20 protein-coding genes and 2 pseudogenes are annotated in these 19999 nt (G+C 66.6%); 11 read left to right on the top strand and 11 right to left on the bottom strand.

Annotated features, from left to right (window positions below; all coding sequences use genetic code 11):
• The first annotated feature begins 7 nt into the window (after window positions 1-7).
• Entirely contained in the window at window positions 8-424 is a 417-nt protein-coding gene (locus G6N26_RS20455) for a hypothetical protein (RefSeq protein WP_232067493.1), read from the top strand.
• 38 nt (window positions 425-462) lie between these two features.
• Here the strand turns inward: G6N26_RS20455 and istB are convergent, their stop codons facing one another.
• Both istB and istA read right to left on the bottom strand, forming a co-directional pair.
• A complete protein-coding gene (istB, locus tag G6N26_RS20460) occupies window positions 463-1278 on the bottom strand; it encodes an IS21-like element helper ATPase IstB (RefSeq protein WP_083020620.1) in 816 nt (271 codons plus the stop codon).
• Window positions 1278-2489: pseudogene (gene istA, locus G6N26_RS20465) on the bottom strand (IS21 family transposase). Before istA ends, istB begins: the two are co-directional and overlap by 1 nt.
• Window positions 2490-2566: 77 nt before the next feature.
• Here istA and G6N26_RS20470 point away from each other — a divergent pair.
• Window positions 2567-3010: pseudogene (locus G6N26_RS20470) on the top strand (endonuclease domain-containing protein); the annotation flags it as partial.
• 95 nt (window positions 3011-3105) lie between these two features.
• Here the strand turns inward: G6N26_RS20470 and G6N26_RS20475 are convergent.
• Together G6N26_RS20475 and kstD are read right to left on the bottom strand one after the other, a co-directional pair.
• Window positions 3106-3966: a MaoC/PaaZ C-terminal domain-containing protein gene (locus G6N26_RS20475; protein ID WP_083014560.1), complete on the bottom strand. Its 861-nt coding sequence runs from the start codon at window positions 3964-3966 to the stop codon at window positions 3106-3108.
• A 1-nt stretch (window position 3967) separates the two neighbouring features.
• A complete protein-coding gene (gene kstD, locus G6N26_RS20480) occupies window positions 3968-5650 on the bottom strand; it encodes a 3-oxosteroid 1-dehydrogenase (RefSeq protein WP_083015133.1) in 1683 nt (560 codons plus the stop codon).
• Between the two features lie 72 nt (window positions 5651-5722).
• Between kstD and G6N26_RS20485 the strand changes: the two genes are divergently transcribed.
• The 7 genes from G6N26_RS20485 to G6N26_RS20515 all read left to right on the top strand — a co-directional run bounded on the left by G6N26_RS20485 (window position 5723) and on the right by G6N26_RS20515 (window position 12067).
• The gene (locus tag G6N26_RS20485) at window positions 5723-6508 is read left to right on the top strand and encodes a 2-keto-4-pentenoate hydratase (protein WP_067167654.1); all 786 of its coding nucleotides are present in this window, start codon (window positions 5723-5725) and stop codon (window positions 6506-6508) included.
• Window positions 6509-6559: 51 nt separating this feature from the next.
• Window positions 6560-7492, top strand: a complete 933-nt coding sequence (locus G6N26_RS20490) for an acetaldehyde dehydrogenase (acetylating) (RefSeq protein WP_067167651.1) — start codon at window positions 6560-6562, stop codon at window positions 7490-7492.
• Window positions 7489-8547: a 4-hydroxy-2-oxovalerate aldolase gene (gene dmpG / locus G6N26_RS20495; protein ID WP_067167648.1), complete on the top strand. Its 1059-nt coding sequence runs from the start codon at window positions 7489-7491 to the stop codon at window positions 8545-8547. Before G6N26_RS20490 ends, dmpG begins: the two co-directional genes overlap by 4 nt.
• Window positions 8548-8609: 62 nt before the next feature.
• Complete coding sequence (locus tag G6N26_RS20500; RefSeq protein WP_067167646.1) at window positions 8610-8915, top strand: hypothetical protein; 306 nt, start codon at window positions 8610-8612, stop codon at window positions 8913-8915.
• Between the two features lie 88 nt (window positions 8916-9003).
• Window positions 9004-10143 (top strand): hypothetical protein, encoded by a 1140-nt coding sequence (locus tag G6N26_RS20505; protein WP_083014562.1) that lies wholly within the window; start codon window positions 9004-9006, stop codon window positions 10141-10143.
• Entirely contained in the window at window positions 10140-10922 is a 783-nt protein-coding gene (locus G6N26_RS20510; RefSeq protein WP_083014564.1) for an SDR family oxidoreductase, read from the top strand. The genes G6N26_RS20505 and G6N26_RS20510 overlap by 4 nt, the downstream gene beginning before the upstream one ends.
• A complete protein-coding gene (locus G6N26_RS20515; RefSeq protein ID WP_083014568.1) occupies window positions 10922-12067 on the top strand; it encodes a sulfotransferase family protein in 1146 nt (381 codons plus the stop codon). Before G6N26_RS20510 ends, G6N26_RS20515 begins: the two co-directional genes overlap by 1 nt.
• 22 nt (window positions 12068-12089) lie before the next feature.
• Here G6N26_RS20515 and G6N26_RS20520 read toward each other — a convergent pair whose 3' ends face one another.
• Both G6N26_RS20520 and G6N26_RS20525 read right to left on the bottom strand, forming a co-directional pair.
• Window positions 12090-12539: a hypothetical protein gene (locus tag G6N26_RS20520; protein ID WP_083014572.1), complete on the bottom strand. Its 450-nt coding sequence runs from the start codon at window positions 12537-12539 to the stop codon at window positions 12090-12092.
• A gap of 5 nt (window positions 12540-12544) precedes the next feature.
• Complete coding sequence (locus G6N26_RS20525; protein WP_083014576.1) at window positions 12545-13705, bottom strand: Rieske 2Fe-2S domain-containing protein; 1161 nt, start codon at window positions 13703-13705, stop codon at window positions 12545-12547.
• A gap of 114 nt (window positions 13706-13819) precedes the next feature.
• Here G6N26_RS20525 and G6N26_RS20530 point away from each other — a divergent pair, with 114 nt between their 5' ends.
• Entirely contained in the window at window positions 13820-14344 is a 525-nt protein-coding gene (locus G6N26_RS20530; RefSeq protein WP_014710862.1) for a gamma carbonic anhydrase family protein, read from the top strand.
• Here G6N26_RS20530 and G6N26_RS20535 read toward each other — a convergent pair.
• The 4 genes from G6N26_RS20535 to G6N26_RS20550 are packed head-to-tail and all read right to left on the bottom strand — an operon-like array spanning window position 14341 to window position 18028.
• The gene (locus G6N26_RS20535) at window positions 14341-14748 is read right to left on the bottom strand and encodes a nuclear transport factor 2 family protein (RefSeq protein ID WP_067167630.1); all 408 of its coding nucleotides are present in this window, start codon (window positions 14746-14748) and stop codon (window positions 14341-14343) included. The genes G6N26_RS20530 and G6N26_RS20535 overlap by 4 nt on opposite strands.
• An 8-nt stretch (window positions 14749-14756) precedes the next feature.
• Window positions 14757-15956 (bottom strand): thiolase domain-containing protein, encoded by a 1200-nt coding sequence (locus G6N26_RS20540; RefSeq protein ID WP_067167627.1) that lies wholly within the window; start codon window positions 15954-15956, stop codon window positions 14757-14759.
• A complete protein-coding gene (locus G6N26_RS20545; RefSeq protein WP_067167625.1) occupies window positions 15956-17020 on the bottom strand; it encodes a thiolase domain-containing protein in 1065 nt (354 codons plus the stop codon). The genes G6N26_RS20540 and G6N26_RS20545 overlap by 1 nt, the downstream gene beginning before the upstream one ends.
• Window positions 17021-17035: 15 nt before the next feature.
• On the bottom strand, window positions 17036-18028 hold the full coding sequence (locus G6N26_RS20550; protein WP_179960241.1) for a Zn-ribbon domain-containing OB-fold protein: 993 nt from the start codon (window positions 18026-18028) through the stop codon (window positions 17036-17038).
• 66 nt (window positions 18029-18094) lie between these two features.
• Between G6N26_RS20550 and G6N26_RS20555 the strand changes: the two genes are divergently transcribed.
• On the top strand, window positions 18095-19126 hold the full coding sequence (locus G6N26_RS20555; RefSeq protein ID WP_083014580.1) for an LLM class F420-dependent oxidoreductase: 1032 nt from the start codon (window positions 18095-18097) through the stop codon (window positions 19124-19126).
• A 140-nt stretch (window positions 19127-19266) separates the two neighbouring features.
• On the opposite strand, the gene G6N26_RS20560 is transcribed toward G6N26_RS20555, so the two are convergent.
• Window positions 19267-19989, bottom strand: coding sequence for an acetoacetate decarboxylase family protein (locus tag G6N26_RS20560; RefSeq protein WP_067167618.1), 723 nt, complete (start codon window positions 19987-19989; stop codon window positions 19267-19269).
• Window positions 19990-19999 lie beyond the last annotated feature (10 nt).

A 19999-nucleotide genomic window follows, 5' to 3' on the forward strand; every position in this document is an offset into this window, starting at 1 on the left:
TCCCGCCATGGGAGAACCGTTCATCGGCAGTGAGGCCGTAGCGGCCGGCGTGGCTTCCCACAGCCAGCTACGCCGCAACTACACGCGTGTCTTCCCCGATGTCTATGTCAGTGAAGGCACGGAGTTGACGCACGCGATGCGCTCGCGGGCCGCGTGGTTGTGGTCCCGGCGTCGTGGCGTGCTCGCGGGATTTTCGGCCGCGAGCCTGCTCGGGAGCAACTGGGTCGACGCGACGCGGCCCGTTGACATCATTCATGACAACCGGCATGCACCATCAGGCCTCAAGACCTGGGGCGACAAACTCGAAGGCGACGAGTTCGTATGGATCGATGGAGTCGCAGTGACGACTCCGGCACGCACGGCTCTCGACCTCGCGTGCTGGTATCCGACCACGACCGCAGTCGCGGCTGTCGGCTCCGGTTGAATCCTGAGCAGCCTGCTCCGGTTGAAAAGTGAGCAGGTTTACGGAGTTGAGTCTGCCTGACGATCGGCTTCCACGGAGGGTAGGGATTCGATCGCAGTGTGTTTGATGCGGTAGCTGGCACCTTTGAGGGCGATGACGTCGGCGTGGTGCACGATCCGGTCGATCATGGCTGAGGCGATGGTGGCTTCGCCGAAGACCTGTCCCCAGCGTGAGAACGGCAGGTTGGAGGTCAGGATGATCGACGATTTCTCGTATCGGGTGGAGACCAGTTGGAAGAACAGGTTGGCCGCTTCGGTGTCGAACGGGATGTAGCCGACCTCGTCGATGACGATGAGCCCGTAGCGGCTGATCTTGCGGAGTTCGGCTTCGAGCCGGTTGGTGCGGTGGGCTTCTGCCAGTCGGGTGATCCAGCCGGTGGCCGGGGCGAAGGCGACGCGGTGTCCGGCGTGGGCGGCGGCGATCGCTAGCGCGGTCGCCAGGTGGGTTTTGCCGGTGCCCGGTGGGCCGAGCAGCACGACGTTGCGGGCCTCGGCAAGCCAGCCACCGGCTTCCAGTCGGGCGATCTGAGCGCGGTCGACGGCGGGTTGGGCGGTGAAGTCGAAGTCGGTGATCGTCTTGATCGCCGGGAACCCGGCATACCGGATGCGTTGACGTGCACCCGATTCCGCACGGGCATTCGATTCCACCGCCAAGACCGCACCCAGGTAGTCCTCCAGCGACCAGCCGACGTCGCGGCCCTGTTCGGCCAGCCGGTGGTAGTGCTCGGCGATGCGCGGAGCCTTGAGCAAGCGGGCCTGATGTGCGATGAGCTTGTCGGCGTCACCGGGCGCTGACGGTGTGCGCTTGGCGGGCATCAGGCGACCTCCCCGGTTCCGAACCGCGCGTCGTAGGCACTCAGATCGGCCACCTCGACGTCCACCGCCAGATGCGACCCCGCGGCCGGACGAGCCGGAATTGCTCCCGCAGCACCGCTGCAGCCGCAAGATGGCCTGGATCGGTGACCAGACCTGCTGTGCCCCAGAGCCTTTGATGGTCAGCGACTAATCGGTCACCGCAGTGAGCGGTGATCTTCTCCAACCCGGTGGTGACGGTGATCATCCGCCCGATCACCTCCGGGTGCACCGAGTACGCGTTGCCGCCGGCACTGACGTAGTAGTCGCGACCCAACCGCGTCGTGACCGTCGTTCCCGTCACCGGGGCCATCGGTGGCAGTGCGGCCATCACCGCCCGATCCACCGCGAGTGCATCGGCGGGCACCAGGCCCGTGGTCGCGTGGGTGCGGCGATTGGCGATCGTGGCCAGCCACGCCCACAGTTGGGTGTTGAAGTCCGCGGGCGAGGAGAAGGCGCGGCCGGGCAGGAACGAGGTCTCCAGGTAGCCGTTGGCCCGTTCCACGAGTCCTTTGGATTCGGGGTCGTACGGTCGGGTCTGGATCAGCCGGGTGGCCAACACCCGCAGAACCCGACCACGCCCTCGGCGAGGCGACCGCGTTGACCGATACCGGACTCGTTGTCCCACAACAGTGTTCGGGGAACCGCGCCGACATCCTGCACCAGTTGCCACATCCCCGCCAGCAGATCCCCAGTCACTCGCGACGGGATCATCATCGCCGCGATGTACCGCGAATATGCCGCAACCATCACGAGCACCGGGAACGACCGAAGCACCCGGCGTGATCGGGTACCAGCGCTCCGGGAAACCACAGGTCGCACTGCACCTGCTCACCGGGCCGATGGACCAGTCGGTCGCACGGATCGGCTGGAGCGTACTCCGGGCGGATCCTGGCCACATTCTCGGCGAACCAGGAATGCCCACCCGTCCAGCCGACCCGTTCGGCAATCACGGTGGCCGGCATTGTTGGGAACTGGCCCAGCAGCACCCGTACCGCAATCTCGATCTGCGCCCACGCCGACGTCGTTGACGGTGCGCGTTCATAGCGTGGTGGTGCCTCAGCGCTAATCGCCTTGGCCACGGTGTTGCGCGATAGCGACAACCGCCGCGCGATCGCGGCCTGCGACAGGTTCTCCGACCGATACAGCCGGCGAATCTCCGCCCAATCCTCCACAGTGATCACTCTCCAATCAGAAGGGTGCTCACTTTTCGACCGGAACTACCTGCTCACTTTTCGACCGGAGCCGACACGCGGCGATCGACGCGCTGGCGCGGGTGACCGATGTCAAGATGGCCGATGCTGAGTTGCTAGCGGCGCGGTATCGCGGACGGCGTGGGATTGAGGGCGCACGCGCCTCGCTCGACCTCGTCGATGCGGGTGCCCAGTCGCCCAAGGAGACGTGGTTGCGGCTCGTCTTGGTGGGGGCCGGATTGCCGCGGCCACGGACCCAGATCCCGGTGGTCGACGAATTCGGCAGCGCTTTTGCCTTTCTGGACATGGGATGGGACGACCTTAAGGTCGCCGTCGAGTATGACGGCGACCAGCATCGAAGCGATCACTCGCAATACGCCTGGGATATCAGGAGACTCGAAAGACTACGGCGTTGTGGGTGGATTGTGGTCAGGGTGATCGCAGGTGACCGGCCCGCCGATATTGTTCGCAGAGCGCGTGAAGCGCTTGCGTGTCGAGCGTGACAGTGCAGTCACGCTCGGCGCCGAATGTGACTGTGTTGTCACACTCGAGCCGAGCCCCTCGGCGCAAGGGCGCAAGGGCGCAAGAGAAAAAGCCCCTAGGCCGGGACCAGCTCGACGCCGGAGAGCACGACAGCGTTTTCGCGCGAGGGCGCGACGACGCTGGCCAAGAAGCGGCCGCTCTCCTTCCAGATGCCGACCTTGAGTGTTTCGCCGGGGAATGCCACCCCGGCGAAACGCGCGCCGTAGGCCGCCACCGCGGCGGTGTCGCCGTCGAGCAACGCGTCGGTGATCGCCTTGCAGGTCATGCCGTAGGTGCACAGCCCGTGCAGGATCGGCTGCGAAAAGCCTGCCGCAGCGGCGAATTCGGGATCGGAGTGCAGCGGGTTGCGGTCGCCACACAACCGGTAGAGCAGGGCCTGCTGCGGCAGGATCGGCACGTCGACCTCGAGGTCGGGCGCCCGGTCCGGCGCGGTGTCGCCCCCGGACGGGCCCCGCTCACCACCGAAGCCGCCTTCGCCGCGGGCGAAGATCGACCGGCGCTGCGTCCACAACAGCGTGCCGTCCGGCGCGGTCACCGTCGTCTCACTCCAGATCACCGCGGCCTTGCCCTTGTCCCAGATGTCCGTGAACCGAGTGACGGCCTTGGCCGAGCCCGATGGCGGCAGCGGGCCGGGCACCTCGACCCGCTCGCTGGCGTGCAGCACCTTGCTCAGCTCGATGTCGATACCCGGGAACTGCACCGTCGGCGGCTTCGTGGCGTGAAACGTGGCGGCCACGTTGCCGAACGTCGGCAGCACCTGCGGGGTGTCGTCGACCAGGTAGCGCAGCTCGCGCGGGTCCATCGGGTCCGCGCCCGCGCCCAGCCCGAGGTGATAGAGCTGCACATCGCTGCTGGCCCAAGAGAACTCGATGGGATCCAGCTCGGCATTCAGCGCGACGTCGACGTCGATGGGCATTTCAGCTCTCCTCCGCAATGTGCAATGCCGCCAGGTAGCCGAACGTCATGGCCGGGCCGATGGTGCCACCCGGACCGGGGTACGTGTGGCCCATCACCGGGGCACTGACATTGCCGGCGGCGTAAAGGCCTTCGATGATACTGCCGTCGTCACGCAGGGCCCGACCGTGGACATCGGTGCGGACGCCGCCCTTGGTGCCCAGGTCGCCGGGCACCATCTTGGCGGCGTAGTACGGCGCGTGGCTGATTTCGCCGAGGTTGGGGTTCGGCTTGTTGGTCGGGTCGCCGTAGTACTTGTCGTAGGCGCTCTCGCCGCGCTGGAAGTCCGCGTCGATGCCGGAGCGCGCAAAACCGTTGAAACGCTCCACGGTCGCGGTGAATTCGTCCACTGGAAGGCCGGCCTTGGCCCCCAGCTCCGCCAGCGTGTCGGCCGTGATGATGACGCCCGACTCCAGCCACTTGCGCGGAATGCGTTGTCCGGGCTGCAATCCCGCAAAGATATAGCGGTCCCGGTACTGCTGGTCGAAGACCAGCCACGCGGGAATGTTCTCGCCCGGCCCTGGACCCTGGCCATATTCGCCGCCGTACATGTGGTGGCAGGCTTCGACGTAGGGCATCGACTCGTTCATGAACCGCTTGCCGGACATGTTCACGATGATCGATCCGGGCGAGTTGCGCTCCGACAGCGCGAACCACGGCGCACCCACCAGTGGGACGGTCGGGCCCCACCAGGCGTCTTCCATCAATTCCAGTCCGGCGCCCAACTTTTCGGCGGCGACGATGCCGTCGCCGGTGTTGGCCACCGCGCCCACCGTCCATTCGGTGGTGATCGGCGCCCGCTGGTATTTCACCCGCATCTGTTCGTTGTGCTCGAAGCCGCCCGACGCCAGGATCACCCCGCGGCGGGCCCGGATCAGCCGGGGCTCAGCCGATTCCGATGAGTCGGCGCCGCGCACATAGACACCGCGCACCACGCCGTCCTCGACGTACAGATCGGTGAGGGCGGTGTTGAGCACCACCGGCACACCGGCCCGTTGCAACCCGATCCGCAGCGGACCGATCAGCGCCCGGCCCATGCCGACGAGGTTCTTGCCGGTCGCTTTCGCCCACATCGTGCGGGCGCCGACCTTCAAACTGCGCAGCACGCCGCGCGGGTGACGCTTCAACTGGTTCAGCCGCACGTAATCCTGTTGCATCACCACAACGTTGAGCGGAACTTTGCCGTACGCGGGCTCCAGGCCGGACTCGTCGGCGCCGAGCTTGCGGGCGTTGAACGGCTTTGGCTCGATCGACCGGCCTTCCGCGCGCCCGCCCGGCGACTCGGGGTAGTAGTCGGAATACCGCGGCACCCAGCACATCTTCAGCGGGGTGTGCTTGAGCACGAACGACAACATCTCGGGCCCACGCTCGAGGTAGGTGTCGATGCGTTCCGACTCGACGACGCTGCCGATGATCCCGTGCAGATAGGTGCGGGCCGCTTCGGTGGTGTCCTTGACCCCGTCACGCTTGAGCACTTCGTTATTTGGGATCCAAACGCCGCCGCCCGACCGTGCGGTCGAGCCGCCGAAGTGCGGGGCCTTTTCGATGACTATGGTGGAAAGACCCCGGTGAGCGGCGGTAAGGGCGGCCACCATGCCGGCCCCGCCGCTCCCGACCACGACGACGTCGTACTCCTGCGCTGACATGTAGAACACGTTATAGAATTGCCCGGGGCGGCCGCTACTGGCCCGGGTCGACGGTACGAGGAGACGTAGAAAATGCTCAGTGTTGCTACCCGCGACGAGCTGGCTGCCGACTTGGCGCAGGCCGAGCGGAGCGGTGAGCCGATCGCCCCGTTGACCGCCGCCTACCCGGACATCGACGTCGTCGACGCGTACGAGATCCAGCTGATCAACATCCGGCAGCGGGTCGCCGAGGGGGCCCGGGTGCTGGGCCACAAGGTTGGGCTGTCGTCGTTGGCGATCCAGCAGATGATGGGCGTCGACGAGCCGGACTACGGGCATTTGCTCGACGAGATGCAGTTGTTCGAAGACACCCCGGTCAAGGCGAACCGCTACCTGTATCCGCGGGTGGAGGTGGAGGTCGGTTTCGTGTTGAACGCGGACCTGCCGGGAGCCGGCTGCACCGAGGACGACGTGTTGGCGGCGACCGAGGCGCTGGTCCCCTCCATCGAGTTGATCGACACCCGGATCACCGACTGGAAAATCGAGCTGTGCGACACCATCGCTGACAACGCCTCGTCGGCCGGTTTCGTGCTGGGGCAGGCCAGGGTCTCCCCGCGCGACATCGACGTCAAGGGGATCGACGCGGTGCTGCGCTGCAACGGCGAGGTCGTCGCGCAGGGCCGCACCGACGCGGTCCTGGGCAACCCCGTCACCGCGGTGGCCTGGCTGGCCCGCAAGGTCGACGGCTTCGGCGTGCGGTTGCGCAAGGGCGACGTGGTGCTGCCCGGATCGTGCACGAAGGCGATCGACGCGCACCCCGGCGACGACTTCGTCGCCGACTTCGCGGGCCTCGGTTCGGTGCGGTTATCGTTCGAATAGGCTCGAATTAAATCGACTAACTTAAATCTCAGCAGTTCGAAAAGGGGCATCATGCCGACTAAGGCGAGTGTGGCCATTGTCGGGTCGGGCAACATCAGCACTGACCTGCTCTACAAGTTGTTGCGATCGGACTGGCTCGAGCCGCGCTGGATGGTCGGCATCGACCCGGAGAGTGAGGGCCTGGCGCGGGCCCGCAAGCTGGGTTTGGAGACCACCCACGAGGGCGTGGACTGGCTGCTGGCGCAGTCGGACAAGCCCGATCTGGTGTTCGAGGCGACCAGCGCCTACGTGCACCGCGACGCCGCACCCAAGTACGAGGCCGCCGGCATCCGGGCCATCGACCTGACGCCGGCGGCGGTGGGTCCGGCGGTGATCCCCCCGGCCAACCTGCGCGCTCACCTGGACGCGCCGAACGTCAACATGATCACCTGCGGCGGACAGGCCACGATCCCGATCGTGTATGCGGTGTCGCGTGCGGTCGCCGACCTCGGTGGCGTGCCGTATGCCGAGATCGTCGCCTCGGTCGCCTCGCTATCGGCCGGTCCCGGCACCCGGGCCAACATCGACGAGTTCACCAAGACCACCAGCAAGGGCGTGGAGACCATCGGTGGGGCCGCCCGCGGCAAGGCGATCATCATTCTGAACCCGGCCGACCCGCCGATGATCATGCGCGACACCATCTTTTGCGCCATCCCCGAGGACGCCGACCGCGACGCGATCGCCCAATCCATCCACGACGTGGTCGCCGAGGTGCAGACGTATGTGCCCGGCTACCGGCTGCTCAATGACCCGCAGTTCGACGACCCGTCGATCAACTCCGGCGGCCAAGCCCTGGTCACCACGTTCGTCGAGGTCGAGGGCGCCGGCGATTACCTGCCCCCGTATGCGGGCAACCTGGACATCATGACCGCCGCGGCGACCAAGGTCGGCGAGGAGATCGCCAAGGAATCCTTGACCGCGACGGCCGGAGGAGCCCAATCATGAGCACTGACATCTTCTTCAACCCGGTCTGGGACGTCCGGATGACGGACACGTCGTTGCGCGACGGTTCGCACCACAAACGCCACCAGTTCACCGCCGACGAGGTGGGCGCGATCGTCGCCGCCCTGGATGCCGCGGGCGTACCCGTCATCGAGGTCACCCACGGCGACGGGCTGGGCGGCTCGAGCTTCAACTACGGGTTCTCCAAGACCCCCGAGCAGGAGCTGATCAAGCTCGCCGCCGAGACCGCCAAAGAGGCCAAGATCGCCTTCTTGATGCTGCCCGGCGTGGGCACCAAGGAAGACATCAAAGAGGCCCAGAACAACGGCGGCTCGATCTGCCGGATCGCCACGCACTGCACCGAGGCCGACGTCTCGATCCAGCACTTCGGCCTGGCCCGCGAACTCGGCCTGGAAACCGTCGGGTTCTTGATGATGAGCCACACCATCGCCCCGGAGAAGCTGGCCGCCCAGGCCCGCATCATGGCCGACGCGGGCTGCCAGTGCGTCTACGTCGTCGACTCGGCCGGTGCGCTGGTCCTCGAGGGCGTGCGCGACCGGGTCGCCGCGTTGGTCGCCGAACTCGGCGATGACGCCCAGGTGGGCTTCCACGGCCACGAGAACCTCGGTCTGGGGGTGGCCAACAGTGTGGAGGCCGTGCGGGCCGGCGCCAAGCAGATCGACGGCTCGTGCCGCCGCTTCGGGGCCGGGGCGGGCAACGCTCCCGTCGAGGCCCTGATCGGGGTGTTCGACAAGATCGGCGTGAAGACCGGCATCGACTTCTTCGACATCGCCGACGCCGCCGAAGAGGTCGTCGCCCCCGCCATGCCCGCCGAGTGCCTGCTTGACCGCAACGCGCTGATCATGGGCTACTCCGGGGTGTATTCCAGCTTCCTCAAGCACGCCATCCGCCAGGGCGAGCGCTACGGCGTCCCACCGCACGAACTGTTGCACCGGGCCGGCCAGCGCAAGCTCATCGGCGGCCAGGAAGACCAGCTGATCGACATCGCGCTGGAGATCAAGCGTGAGCAAGAAAGCGGCGCGGCGGCCTCTCGCTGACCTGCCGCTTTGGCGACGGCGCGCACAGGCTACGCAAAGGTAGCGCGCGTAGCCTGGTGGGCATGAGCACATCCAAGACAGTCGGCGCTCGTGGCCGCGGACTCTTCGGCCTGCTCGCCGGGGGGCTACTGACTGCGACCGCCGCGATGGTGATCGCGGTGCCTTTGGCGGGCACAGCCGCCGCGGATTGCGATCAGGACGTGGGTAGTTCCATCGACGCGTACCTGCAGCGCCATCCCGACCTCCACCAGCAGCTGCAGGACAAGTCACGCGGGGAGGGCGGTAACGGTAGCGTGATCGATTACCTGAACCGGCATCCCGACGTACGGCAGCACCTGATCGAGCTGTCGCACGCCTGCCCGCCGTAGCGAACCTGCCTCGTCCTTGAACCCCGCGGCCGACACGCGGGAATGTTCGCCATTGACGAAAAAGTAGAACACGTTCTAGCGTCTAGGCGTGTCCGCAAATTCCTTTTCCGGCCCGCTTACGCAGGCGATCGCCGAGGCCGAAGAGCTGGTGGCCGCCGCGCCGCACATCGAGACCGAAGCCGACCTGCTCGAAGGGCTCCAATACCTGGCGGGCTGCGTTGCGGCCTGCACGCATCTGGCCTTCGACTACGACCGCGACCATCCCTTCCTGCAGTCGGGCACCGGGCCGTTCACCAAGATGGGCCTGGACAACCCCGACACGCTGTACTTCGGCACCCGGGTGCACGCCAACCACGACTACGTCGTCACCGGCCAGCGCGGCACCACCACCGACCTGAGTTTCCAGCTGCTCGGCGGTGAGTACACGGACGACAACGTGCCCGTCAGCCAGGCGGCCTTCGACGACCGGGAGCTGGAGATCGCTCCCGACGGCCGCTTCGAATGGCGGGTTCGGCCGGCCAATCCCGGACAGCTGGTCATCCGCGAGGTGTACGGCGACTGGGCCGCGCAGCGCGGCACGTTGGCCATCTCCCGGCTGGACACAGCGGGCACCGCGCCGCCGCCGCTGAGTCGCGCAACCATCGAAAAGCGTTTTGCCACAGCCGGAAAGCAACTGGTGAACCGGGTCAAGACGTGGTTGCAGTTCCCGCAGTGGTTCTATTTCAACATCCCGGTCAACACGATGGTCGCCCCGCGGTTGACGCCCGGCGGTCTGGCGACGCAGTACTCGTCGGTGGGGCACTACGAGCTACGGCCCGACCAGGCGCTGGTGATCACCATCCCGGTCACCGACGCTCCCTATCTGGGGTTCCAGCTGGGCAGCCTGTGGTACATCTCGCTGGACTACATCAACCACCAGACCTCGCTGAACAACACTCAGGCGCAAGCGGATCCGGACGGCAAGGTGCGCATCGTCGTCGCCGACCAGAACCCCGGGGTGACCAACTGGGTGGAGACCCTCGGCCATCGCAAGGGCATCCTGCAGTTCCGCTGGCAGCGGGTGTCGCGGCAGCTCACCGATGCCGACGGCCCCACCGTCGAACTGGTCGACCTCGACGCCGTGGCGGCGGCGCTGCCGTTCTTCGAGCACAATAAGATTTCCGAGGATGAATGGCGTGCGCGAATCGCGCTGCGCCAACAACAAATTCAGGCGAGGATGCTGGGATGACGAAGTTGCTCGATGGCAAGGTAGTGGTGATCAGCGGCGTCGGTCCGGGCCTGGGTACCACACTGGCGCACCGATGCACGCGAGCGGGCGCCGACCTGGTGCTGGCCGCCCGCACGCCGGAACGACTGGACGACGTCGCCAAGCAGATCGCCGATATCGGAGGCCGCGCGACGACGGTGCGCACCGACATCACCGATGACGAGCAGGTGAGCAACCTGGTCGCCGCCACGCTCGAGGCCTACGGCAAGGTCGACGTGCTGATCAACAACGCGTTCCGGGTGCCGTCGATGAAGCCGTTGGCCGGCACCACTTTTCAGCACATTCGTGACGCGATCGAGCTCAGTGCGCTCGGTGCGCTGCGGCTGATCCAGGGCTTCACCGAGGCGCTGGCGGAATCCAAGGGGTCGGTCGTGAACGTCAACTCCATGGTGATCCGGCACTCACAGGCCAAGTACGGCGCCTACAAGATGGCCAAGTCCGCGCTGCTGTCCATGTCCCAGTCGTTGGCCACCGAGCTCGGCGAGCAGGGCATCCGCGTCAATTCCGTTGCGCCCGGATATATCTGGGGTGACACTTTGCAGGCGTACTTCAACCATCAGGCCGGCAAGTACGGCACCACGGCCGAGCAGATCTACGAGGCCACCGCGGCGAACTCCGATCTCAAGCGGCTGCCCACCGAGGACGAGGTAGCCTCGGCAATTTTGTTCATGGCCAGCGATCTGTCCAGCGGCATCACCGGGCAGACGCTGGACGTCAACTGCGGGGAGTATCACACGTAATGTCCGATCGCACCGATATCGGTACCGTCGACGAGCTGCACGCATCGGCCACCAAGCTGACCGGGCTCGACGACTTCGGCGTCGATGACGACAACTATCGCGAAGCGCTGTCCGTGCTGCTGGACTCCTACCGGACCGAGGCGGGCCTTACGGTGTTGGGCAGCAAGATGAATCGCTTCTTCCTGCGCGGAGCGCTGGTGGCGCGACTGCTGTCGGAGGCCGCGTGGAAGCAACACCCGCAGTACGCCGACGTCGCCATCGAACGCCCCATCTTCGTCACCGGTCTGGTGCGCACCGGCACCACGGCGCTGCACCGGCTCCTGGGCGCCGATCCCGCACATCAGGGCCTGCACATGTGGCTGGCGGAATTCCCGCAACCGCGCCCGCCGCGCGAGACCTGGGAGTCGCACCCGCTGTACCGTCAGCTCGACGCGCAATTCACCCAGCACCACCAGGACAACCCCGGCTACACGGGCCTGCACTTCATGGCTGCCTACGAGCTGGAGGAGTGCTGGCAGCTGCTGCGGCAGTCGCTGCATTCGGTGTCCTACGAAACGCTCGCGCACCTGCCGAGTTACGCGCACTGGCTCTCGGAGCAGGACTGGACGCCGTCATATCAGCGACACCGCAAGAACCTTCAGCTGATCGGCCTCAACGACGCCGACAAGCGGTGGGTGCTGAAGAATCCCAGTCACCTCTTCGCGCTGGACGCGTTGATGGCGACCTACCCCGACGCGCTGGTGATCCAGACCCATCGGCCCGTCGAAACGATCATGGCCTCGATGTGCTCGCTCGCGCAGCACACCGCCGAGGGATGGTCCACGACGTTCACCGGCGCCCAAATAGGCGCTGACGCAATGGAAACCTGGTCGCGGGGGCTGGAGCGGTTCAACACCGCCCGGGCCAAATACAGCCCGGACCAGTTCTACGACGTCGACTACCGGCAGTTGATCGCCGACCCGATGGGCACCGTGGCCGACATCTACCGGCATTTCGGCATGACACTGACCGACGAGGCGAAGGCCGCCATGGAAAAGACCCATGCCGACAGCCAGGCCGGTGAGCGGGCGCCCAAGCACTCCTACTCGCTGGCCGACTATGGCCTCAGCACCGAGACGGTCAAGGAGCGATTCGCCGGGCTGTGAGTCACGGGGCCGCGAGAATCACTCAGTCGGCGTCCGGCTCGTCGTCGAGGTAGCCCTCGGCGACGGCATGCTCGATGCTGTCGCTCAGTTTGGGACAGGACCGGGTGCGCGCGGTGTCACCGCCGGACTCCCGCACCTCGGTGAAGTGCGCGCAGCGCTGCCACGCCTCGTTATTCCATTGCACCGCAGTGTGTCCCGGCCCGAGCCGGCGGACCGTGACGCGGACGTGGCAGAAACGGCAGTCCACCGGCAACAGACCCGAGTTGAGATAGCGCTCACGGTCGGCGCGGCTGGCTTCGGCCACAGCGGCCGCACGCTGCGGATCGTTGGCGAAATCCCTTGACTTCGACCAGGAGCCAGACCCACGGTTGCTGGCGGGCTTGTCCTCGTGGTCGTGGTGATCGCCGTGCAACTGCAACATCGACCGCGCAAGCCGATCGACGTCAGGTACCTCCGGCTGATCGTCGCCCATGATTCCTAGTGTTGCTCCGCCGGAACGTCCTCGGAGTCCTTGGCCGCCTTGAGGTTCCCCTCGACCTCGGAATTCCAGTACTCGTTGGCACGGGTGGTGTCCACTTCGATCTCGAAACGTTCCACCATCTCCGGCTCGATGTCGGCGACGTCGACGTAGAACTGCTGATACCAGCGGCGCAGCTGGTAAACCGCCCCGTCCTCTTCGACGAGCAGCGGATTGTCGATGCGGGTCTTGTGCTTCCAGATCTCGACGTCCTGCAGGAAGCCCTTGCTGACACCCTCGGTGAACACCTTCGACAGCTTGTCGGTCATCTTTTCGTCCATGCCCTTGGGCTTTTCGACGATGACACCCCACTGCAGCACGAACGAGTTCTGAGTCACCGGGTAGTGGCAGTTGATCAGGATCGACTCGGCCTTGTAACCGCCGTAGCTGTTGTGCAGCCAGTTGATCATGAACGACGGCCCGAAGTAGGACGCCTCGGAATCCAGGTGCGCCTCACCGTAAGACGTGCCGAGGTCGTTCACGTCGGGCCGGCCCACGTTGTGTAGGTACTGCGAGGCGATGTGCCCCTCGAAGACGTTCTTGAAGTACGTCGGCAACCCGAAATGGATGTAGAAGAAATGCGCCATGTCGGTGACGTTGTCGATGATGTCGCGGCAGTTGGACCCCTCGATGAGGATGCGGTTCCACCGCCATTCCGTCCACTCGTCGCTGTGGGCCTCCGGGATGTCCGGAATCTGCACGGCGGGGTCCGGCGGGTTGTTCTCGTGGTCGTGCCAGACGAAGAGCAGGCCGCCCCGAACATCGGTCGACCACGACCGGGTGCGCGCCGTCTTGGGCGTGCGCTTGGCGTACGGCACCAGCTTGCAGCGGCCGTCGCCGCCCCAGCGCCAGTCGTGGAACGGGCAGGCGACCTCGTCACCCTTGATGGTGCCCTCCGACAGATCTCCGCCCATGTGCCGGCAATAGCCGTCGAGGACCTTGATGTCCCCGTGGGAGTCGGCGAAGACCACCAGCTTGGTGCCGAAAGCCTCGATCGAATGCGGCTTACCGTCCCGGAAGTCCTTCGCGACGCCCAGGCAGTGCCAGCCGCGGGCGTACCTGGTCGGCAACGCGCCGGGATCGATTTCCCGGATGCCGACCGCCTTGGTGTCGGTACTCACCTGTCACCTCCAACTCATAGCCCTCTAACTAGAACACGTTACAGTTTTGCGGTGGGGGCGCGCAACGAAGGCGAGCCTGGCTGGGATATATGCGTGCTGGGGTATATGTAGACGATGCCGCTGTTTGCATTCGAGGGCCGCGCGCCGCGGGTCGATCCCACCGCTTTCGTGGCCCCGACGGCCACCTTGATCGGTGACGTCGTCGTGGAGGCCGGGGCATCTATCTGGTTCAACGCCGTCCTGCGTGGCGACTACGGGCCCATCGTGGTCCGGGAGGGCGCCAATGTGCAGGACGGGTCGGTGCTGCACGCCCCTCCCGGCATCCCGGTGGACATCGGTCCCGGCGCGACGGTGGCGCATCTGTGCGTCATCCACGGGGTGCACGTGGGGCCCGAGGCGCTGATCGCCAACCATGCCACCGTGTTGGACGGCGCGGTCGTCGGCGCGCGCAGCCTGGTCGCCGCGCACTCACTGGTCACCGCCGGCACGCAGATCCCGGCCGGGATGCTGGCGGTCGGCGCCCCGGCCCAGATCAGGGGCCCGGTCGCCGGAACCGGCGCCGAGATGTGGGTGAAGGTGAATCCGCAGGCCTATCGCGACCTCGCCCAGCGGCATCTGGCCGGGCTGGAACCGATCTAGACCTTGCGCGTGTTGGCCGCCGCGCGGTCCATCTCCCAATAGGCGCGCAGGGCCACCAGCTTGCCCTCGTCGTTGGCCTTGTAGGTGAACACGCCCTCGGCGGTCGTCTGGTAGTCGCCCGTCGTGATGAGGATGTGCCCGACGTTGGCTTCCTCGTTGCCGCATTGATAGGTGTCGCGGAAGACGAACTCGATCTTCGCGGTCGGGGCGATCGCCTTGTCCCAGAACGCCGAAATCGCATCACGGCCCCGATGCCCCTTGCCCTCGGGGTCGAACGCGGAGGGGCCGATCGGGTCCTCGACGATCGCGTCGTCGGCGAACACCGCCAGCCAGGCGTCCTTGTCCCGGGCCGCCACCGCCTCGCGGGAGCGGCGGCCGGCCTCGTGCGCGGGATGCTCAGTCATCGGCGCGCTTACGCGTCGACTTTTTGGGCCGCCGGTTTGTCGGCGCCGACCACCCACATGGAGTAGTACTGCGAGCCGCCGCCGTAGGCGTGTCCCAACGCCTTTCGCGCGTTGGGCACTTGGTGGTCGCCGCCCTTGCCCATGACCTGGATCGCCGCTTCGGCGAAGCGGATCAGGCCCGAGGCGCCGATCGGGTTCGACGACAGCACGCCGCCCGACGGGTTCACCGGCAGCCGGCCGCCGATCTTGGTCTCGCCCGCCTCGGTGAGCTTCCAGCCTTCGCCCTCGGGCGCAAACCCGAGGTTTTCCAACCACATCGGTTCGAACCAGGAGAACGGGACGTAGATCTCCGCGGCGTCGATCTCGTCGATGGGGCTCGTGATGCCGGCGGCCTTCCACAGCGCGGCGGCCGCGTCGCGGCCGGCCTGCGGGCTGACCTGGTCGCGCCCGGAGAACTGCAGCGGTTCGGTGCGCAGCGCCGTGGCATGAATCCAGGCCACCGGATTGCCTTGCGCCAGGCGCGCTTCGGCGGCCTCTTCGTTGCCGATCACCACCGCCGCCGCGCCATCGGAGGACGGGCAGGTCTCGTCGTAGCGGATCGGGTCCCACAGCATCGGGGACGACATCACCTTCTCCACGGTGATGTCGGGCTGGTGCAGATGCGCTAGCGGGTTGCGGGCGCCGTTGAGCCGGTCTTTGACCGCGACGATGGCGCCGATGTTCGTCGGCGCCCCGGACCGGCGGATGTAGGAGCGCACGTGCGGGGCGAAGTAGCCACCCGCGCCGGCGCCCACCGGCTTGATGAAGGGGATCGGAATCGACAACGCCCACATCGCGTTTGATTCCGACTGCTTCTCCCAGGCCATCGCCAGGACGCGCCGGTACTTGCCCGACTGCACCAGACTGGCGGCCACCACGCCGGTGGAGCCGCCGACCGAGCCCGCGGTGTGCACCCGGATCAGCGGCTTGCCGGTGGCGCCCATGGCGTCGGCCATGAACAGCTCGGGCATCATGACGCCCTCGAAGAAGTCCGGGGCCTTGCCGACCACGACGGCGTCGATGTCGTCGAAGGTGCAACCCGAGTCGGCCAGCGCCCGATCGATCGCCTCGCGCACCAGGCCGTTCATCGAAACGTCCTGGCGCTTGGCGACGTACTTCGTCTGTCCGGTACCTAGTACCGCGGCGATGTTCGGCCCTGCACCGGCCATCAGTTCTTTCCTTCCATGACCGCGACCAGGTTCTGTTGTAACGCAGGCCCGCTGGTGGCGTGCGCCAGTACCCGGTCAGCCGAACCATTCCAGATGTGTTGTGCTGCAAAGCCGATACGCTCGAGGCCGGCGACGAACATGGGGTTGGCCGCCAGTGCGCCACCAGACGGGTTGACCTTGGTCGGTCCCGGTATCCGGATGGCTTCCTCGAGGATCAAATGCTGGTGGGTGAAGGGCGCGCAGATCTCGGCCACGTCCAGGTTGTCGGTCCTGCCGCCGGTGGCGACGTGGGCCGCGGCCTTGGTCGACGGGGACTCGGTGAGGTCGCGCGCGCCCAGCGACGGGGTTTCGATGCGGTGCTCGATTCCCGTGATCCAGGCGGGGTTTTCGCGCAGCTCGCGTGCCCGGTCGCCGGCCGCGAGCACGATCGCCGCCGCACCGTCGGTGATGGGCGCGATGTCGTGGCGCCGCAGCGGGTCGGCGTAGAACGGCCGTTCGAGCAGTTCAGCCACGCTGATCGACCCCTCGACCTTGTCCACCCGGCGCGCGTTCGCAAAGGAGTCGAAGGCCACGCGCGCCATCTGCTCCTCGGTCCACTTTCCGGTATCGAGACCGATGCGGGCCTGCAGCCCGGCCATCGAGATCGAATCGGCCCACAACGGCGCGACGGTGTAGGGGTCGGTCTGCCGCGTCAGGATCTGGCGCAGGATCCCGGCCGAGGACTTGCCGAAGCCGTACACCAGTGCGGTGTCGACCTCACCGGTCAACAGCTTGATGTAGGCCTCGTAGAGGGCCCAGGCCGCGTCCATCTCGACGTGCGATTCGTTGATCGGCGGAACGGCGCCGATGGAGTCGATCGCCGAGATGAACGAAAAAGCCCGTCCGGCAAGGTAATCGGATGATCCGGAACACCAGAAGCCGATGTCGGTCCGCTCGATGCCGAGCTCCTCGTAGAGCTGGGCGAAGCACGGTATCAACATCTCGACGCCGTTGGTGGTGCCGTCGGTGCGGCGGACGTGTGGTGCGTGGGCGAAGCCGACGACCGCAACGTTGCGAGCGCTCATATGTAGGTAAGCCCTTTACAGGTGGTGCTTGTAGGTGTCGTAGTCGGCGTCGGGTTCGCCGGTCGGCCGGAAGTACTCGATGTTGTCGATGCCAAAACCCCACTCCTCGCGGGCTTTCCACACCGCTTCGACGCGCATGCCCATCCGGACCTCGTGCGCGTCGATGTCGGCGACGAGATGCAGGAACGGGATGTCGGCGCCATCGAGCAGCACATAGGCGGCCACGTAGGGCGGCTTGATGCGCTGGCCCTGGAACGGGATGTTGATGATCGCGAACGTCGTCACGGTGCCTTTGTCCGGCAGCTCGACGAAGTCGGTGGTCGGCTGACCGGTGGCCGGGTCCGCGCCGTGCGGCGGGAAGTAGACCTTGCCGTTCTCGCCCGTCTTCGCGCCCAGCAGCTTGCCCTCGGCGATGGCACGCAAGTAGGCACTCTCCTCGTGCGAGGCGCTGTGCTGGATGGTCAGCGAGACCGGCGTGACGATCATGGTCACCGGGTCTTTGTCACCGCCCGACTCCGCGACCTCCTCGGCTTCCTCCCCGAGCGCGAAATACGCGATGTCGGTGATGGCGCCCATCGGCTCGTCGACCCAGTGCACGTGCACCCGGGTGCCGGACTTGATGGCGGAAGGATCGCCGGCATCAACGGCATGGATCAGCGGGGTGTCGGCGCCGTCGAGCTTGATCAGCGCCCAGGCGAACGGCCGGTCGAGCGGCTGGCCCTCCATTGGTTCGGGCTGCCAGGCCCACGACACGACGGTGCCGACACTGGACACCGGTACCATCTCGCCCAGCGGCTCGTAGGTGACCGGGTCATATTCCGCCGGCGGCACATGCACCCGGCCATCGGACCCGCGCACCCCCAGGACGTGGCGGTCACGCAGTGCGGTGAAGAACTTGCTCAGCGTGGGGCCGACCGAACGGGTGTAGTCGAAGGACAACGTCAGTGGCGCGGCGAGCGGTGGCTCAGGGTGATCCATCAGGGGCGGGCTACTCGAGCTGGCTGTCACGCCATCGAGTAGAACAGGTTCTAAGAACGGATTCAACACCGGGTAGGCGACGGAAGGGTGACGACGATGAAGCTGGGACTGCAGCTCGGATATTGGGGCGCTCAGCCGCCGCAGAACCACGGTGAGCTGGTCGCCGCGGCCGAGGAGGCCGGATACGACGCCGTCTTCACCGCCGAGGCGTGGGGCTCCGACGCCTACACGCCGCTGGCCTGGTTGGGTTCGTCGACGTCTCGCGTGCGGCTGGGCACCTCGGTGGTGCAGCTGTCCGCCCGCACCCCGACCGCCTGCGCAATGGCGGCGCTGACGCTCGACCACCTGTCCGGCGGCCGGCACGTGCTCGGCCTCGGCGTCTCCGGCCCGCAGGTGGTCGAGGGCTGGTATGGCCAGTCGTTCCCCAAGCCGCTGGCGCGCACCCGGGAATACATCGACATCATCCGGCAGGTCTGGGCGCGCGAGGCGCCGGTGACCAGTGACGGTCCGCACTACCCGCTGCCTTTGACGGGCGAGCGCGCAACGGGTCTGGGCAAGCCGCTCAAGCCGATCACCCATCCGCTGCGCGCCGACATCCCGATCATGCTGGGTGCCGAGGGGCCGAAGAACGTCGCGCTGGCCGCCGAGATCTGTGACGGCTGGCTGCCGATCTTCTACACGCCGCGCATGGCCGACACCTACAACGAGTGGCTGGACGAGGGGTTCGCCCGGCCGGGCGCGCGCCGCAGCCGCGAGGACTTCGAGATCTGCGCGACGGCCAACATCGTCATCACCGAGGACCGCAGCGCCGCGTTCGCGGCCATGAAGCCCTACATCGCGCTCTACATGGGCGGGATGGGCGCCGAGGACACCAACTTCCACGCCGACGTCTACCGCCGGATGGGCTACTCCGAGGTGGTCGACGACGTGACGAAGCTGTTCCGCAGCAACCAGAAGGACAAGGCGGCGGAGATCATCCCGGACGAGGTGATCGACGACGCCGCGATCGTCGGCGACGTGTACTACGTGCGTAAGCAGATCAAGGCTTGGGAGGCCGCCGGCGTGACCATGATGGTGGTGTCCGGGCGCAGTACAGAGCAGGTCCGCGAGCTGGCGAGCCTGATCTGACCCTCGCCCATCATCAACTAGAACACGTTCTACTTTTCTTGCCAGCGGCCGAGAACGCGTTCTAGATTGTCCGGATGGCACGCCCGACGACGATGCAGAGCGGTGCGCACGAGCCGGGCAGTCGGCACCGGCCCGACCGGTCAGCCCAGCGGGTGGGCGTCGCCGAATGTCATCTCGACGTGGCCGACGGATCCGGAGATCATCGCCTTCTTCGGCAGGCCCAGCGACGCCAGCTCCTTGGCGTAGGCGTGATCGCCCAGTCGCAACGTGGCGCCGCCGAGCTGACCGCGCAGCCCGCGCACCCGCATCTCCCAGGGCACCTCCCGGGTGGTGCCGTCGGCGTAGGTGTAGGTCTTGAGGACCTGCGGCCGCGAGGTGAACAGCGACGGCACCGGCAATCCGCGGGCGAAGTCGATGCCCGCGATGTGCGCGCCGTCGGCGCTGACGTCGAATCCGAACCGGCCCTGCTCGCGAACGGTGAAGTCGGCCATGATCTTCGGGAACCCCCAGATGGAGCGTCCCGCTTCCAGGGTGAAGCTCTGGTCGACCGGCAGGTGGTGGATGAACGCGGCCGCGTCGCCCAGCGCCCGCCAGCCCCGCGCCGTCGAGCCGGGGGGATTGACCATCACGCAGGTGCCGAATTCGTGGTAGGACCCCAGGTCGCCGTCGATGTAGCGGGCCAGCATCAGGTTGACCACCGCCCGGCCCGGGCGGTGCTGGCAGACCCGCAGGCCGCTGTAGTCGATAAGGCGTTGCGCCGCTTGAGCATCCACCGAAAACATCGCGGTGTGCACGTCCGCTTTTCGTATCCGCACCGGCATGGTGAGGACTGTCCCCGCAACGATGTGTTGTGACTCAGCCATGCCGGTTACT

Source organism: Mycobacterium marseillense (assembly GCF_010731675.1).
Lineage (GTDB): Bacteria > Actinomycetota > Actinomycetes > Mycobacteriales > Mycobacteriaceae > Mycobacterium > Mycobacterium marseillense.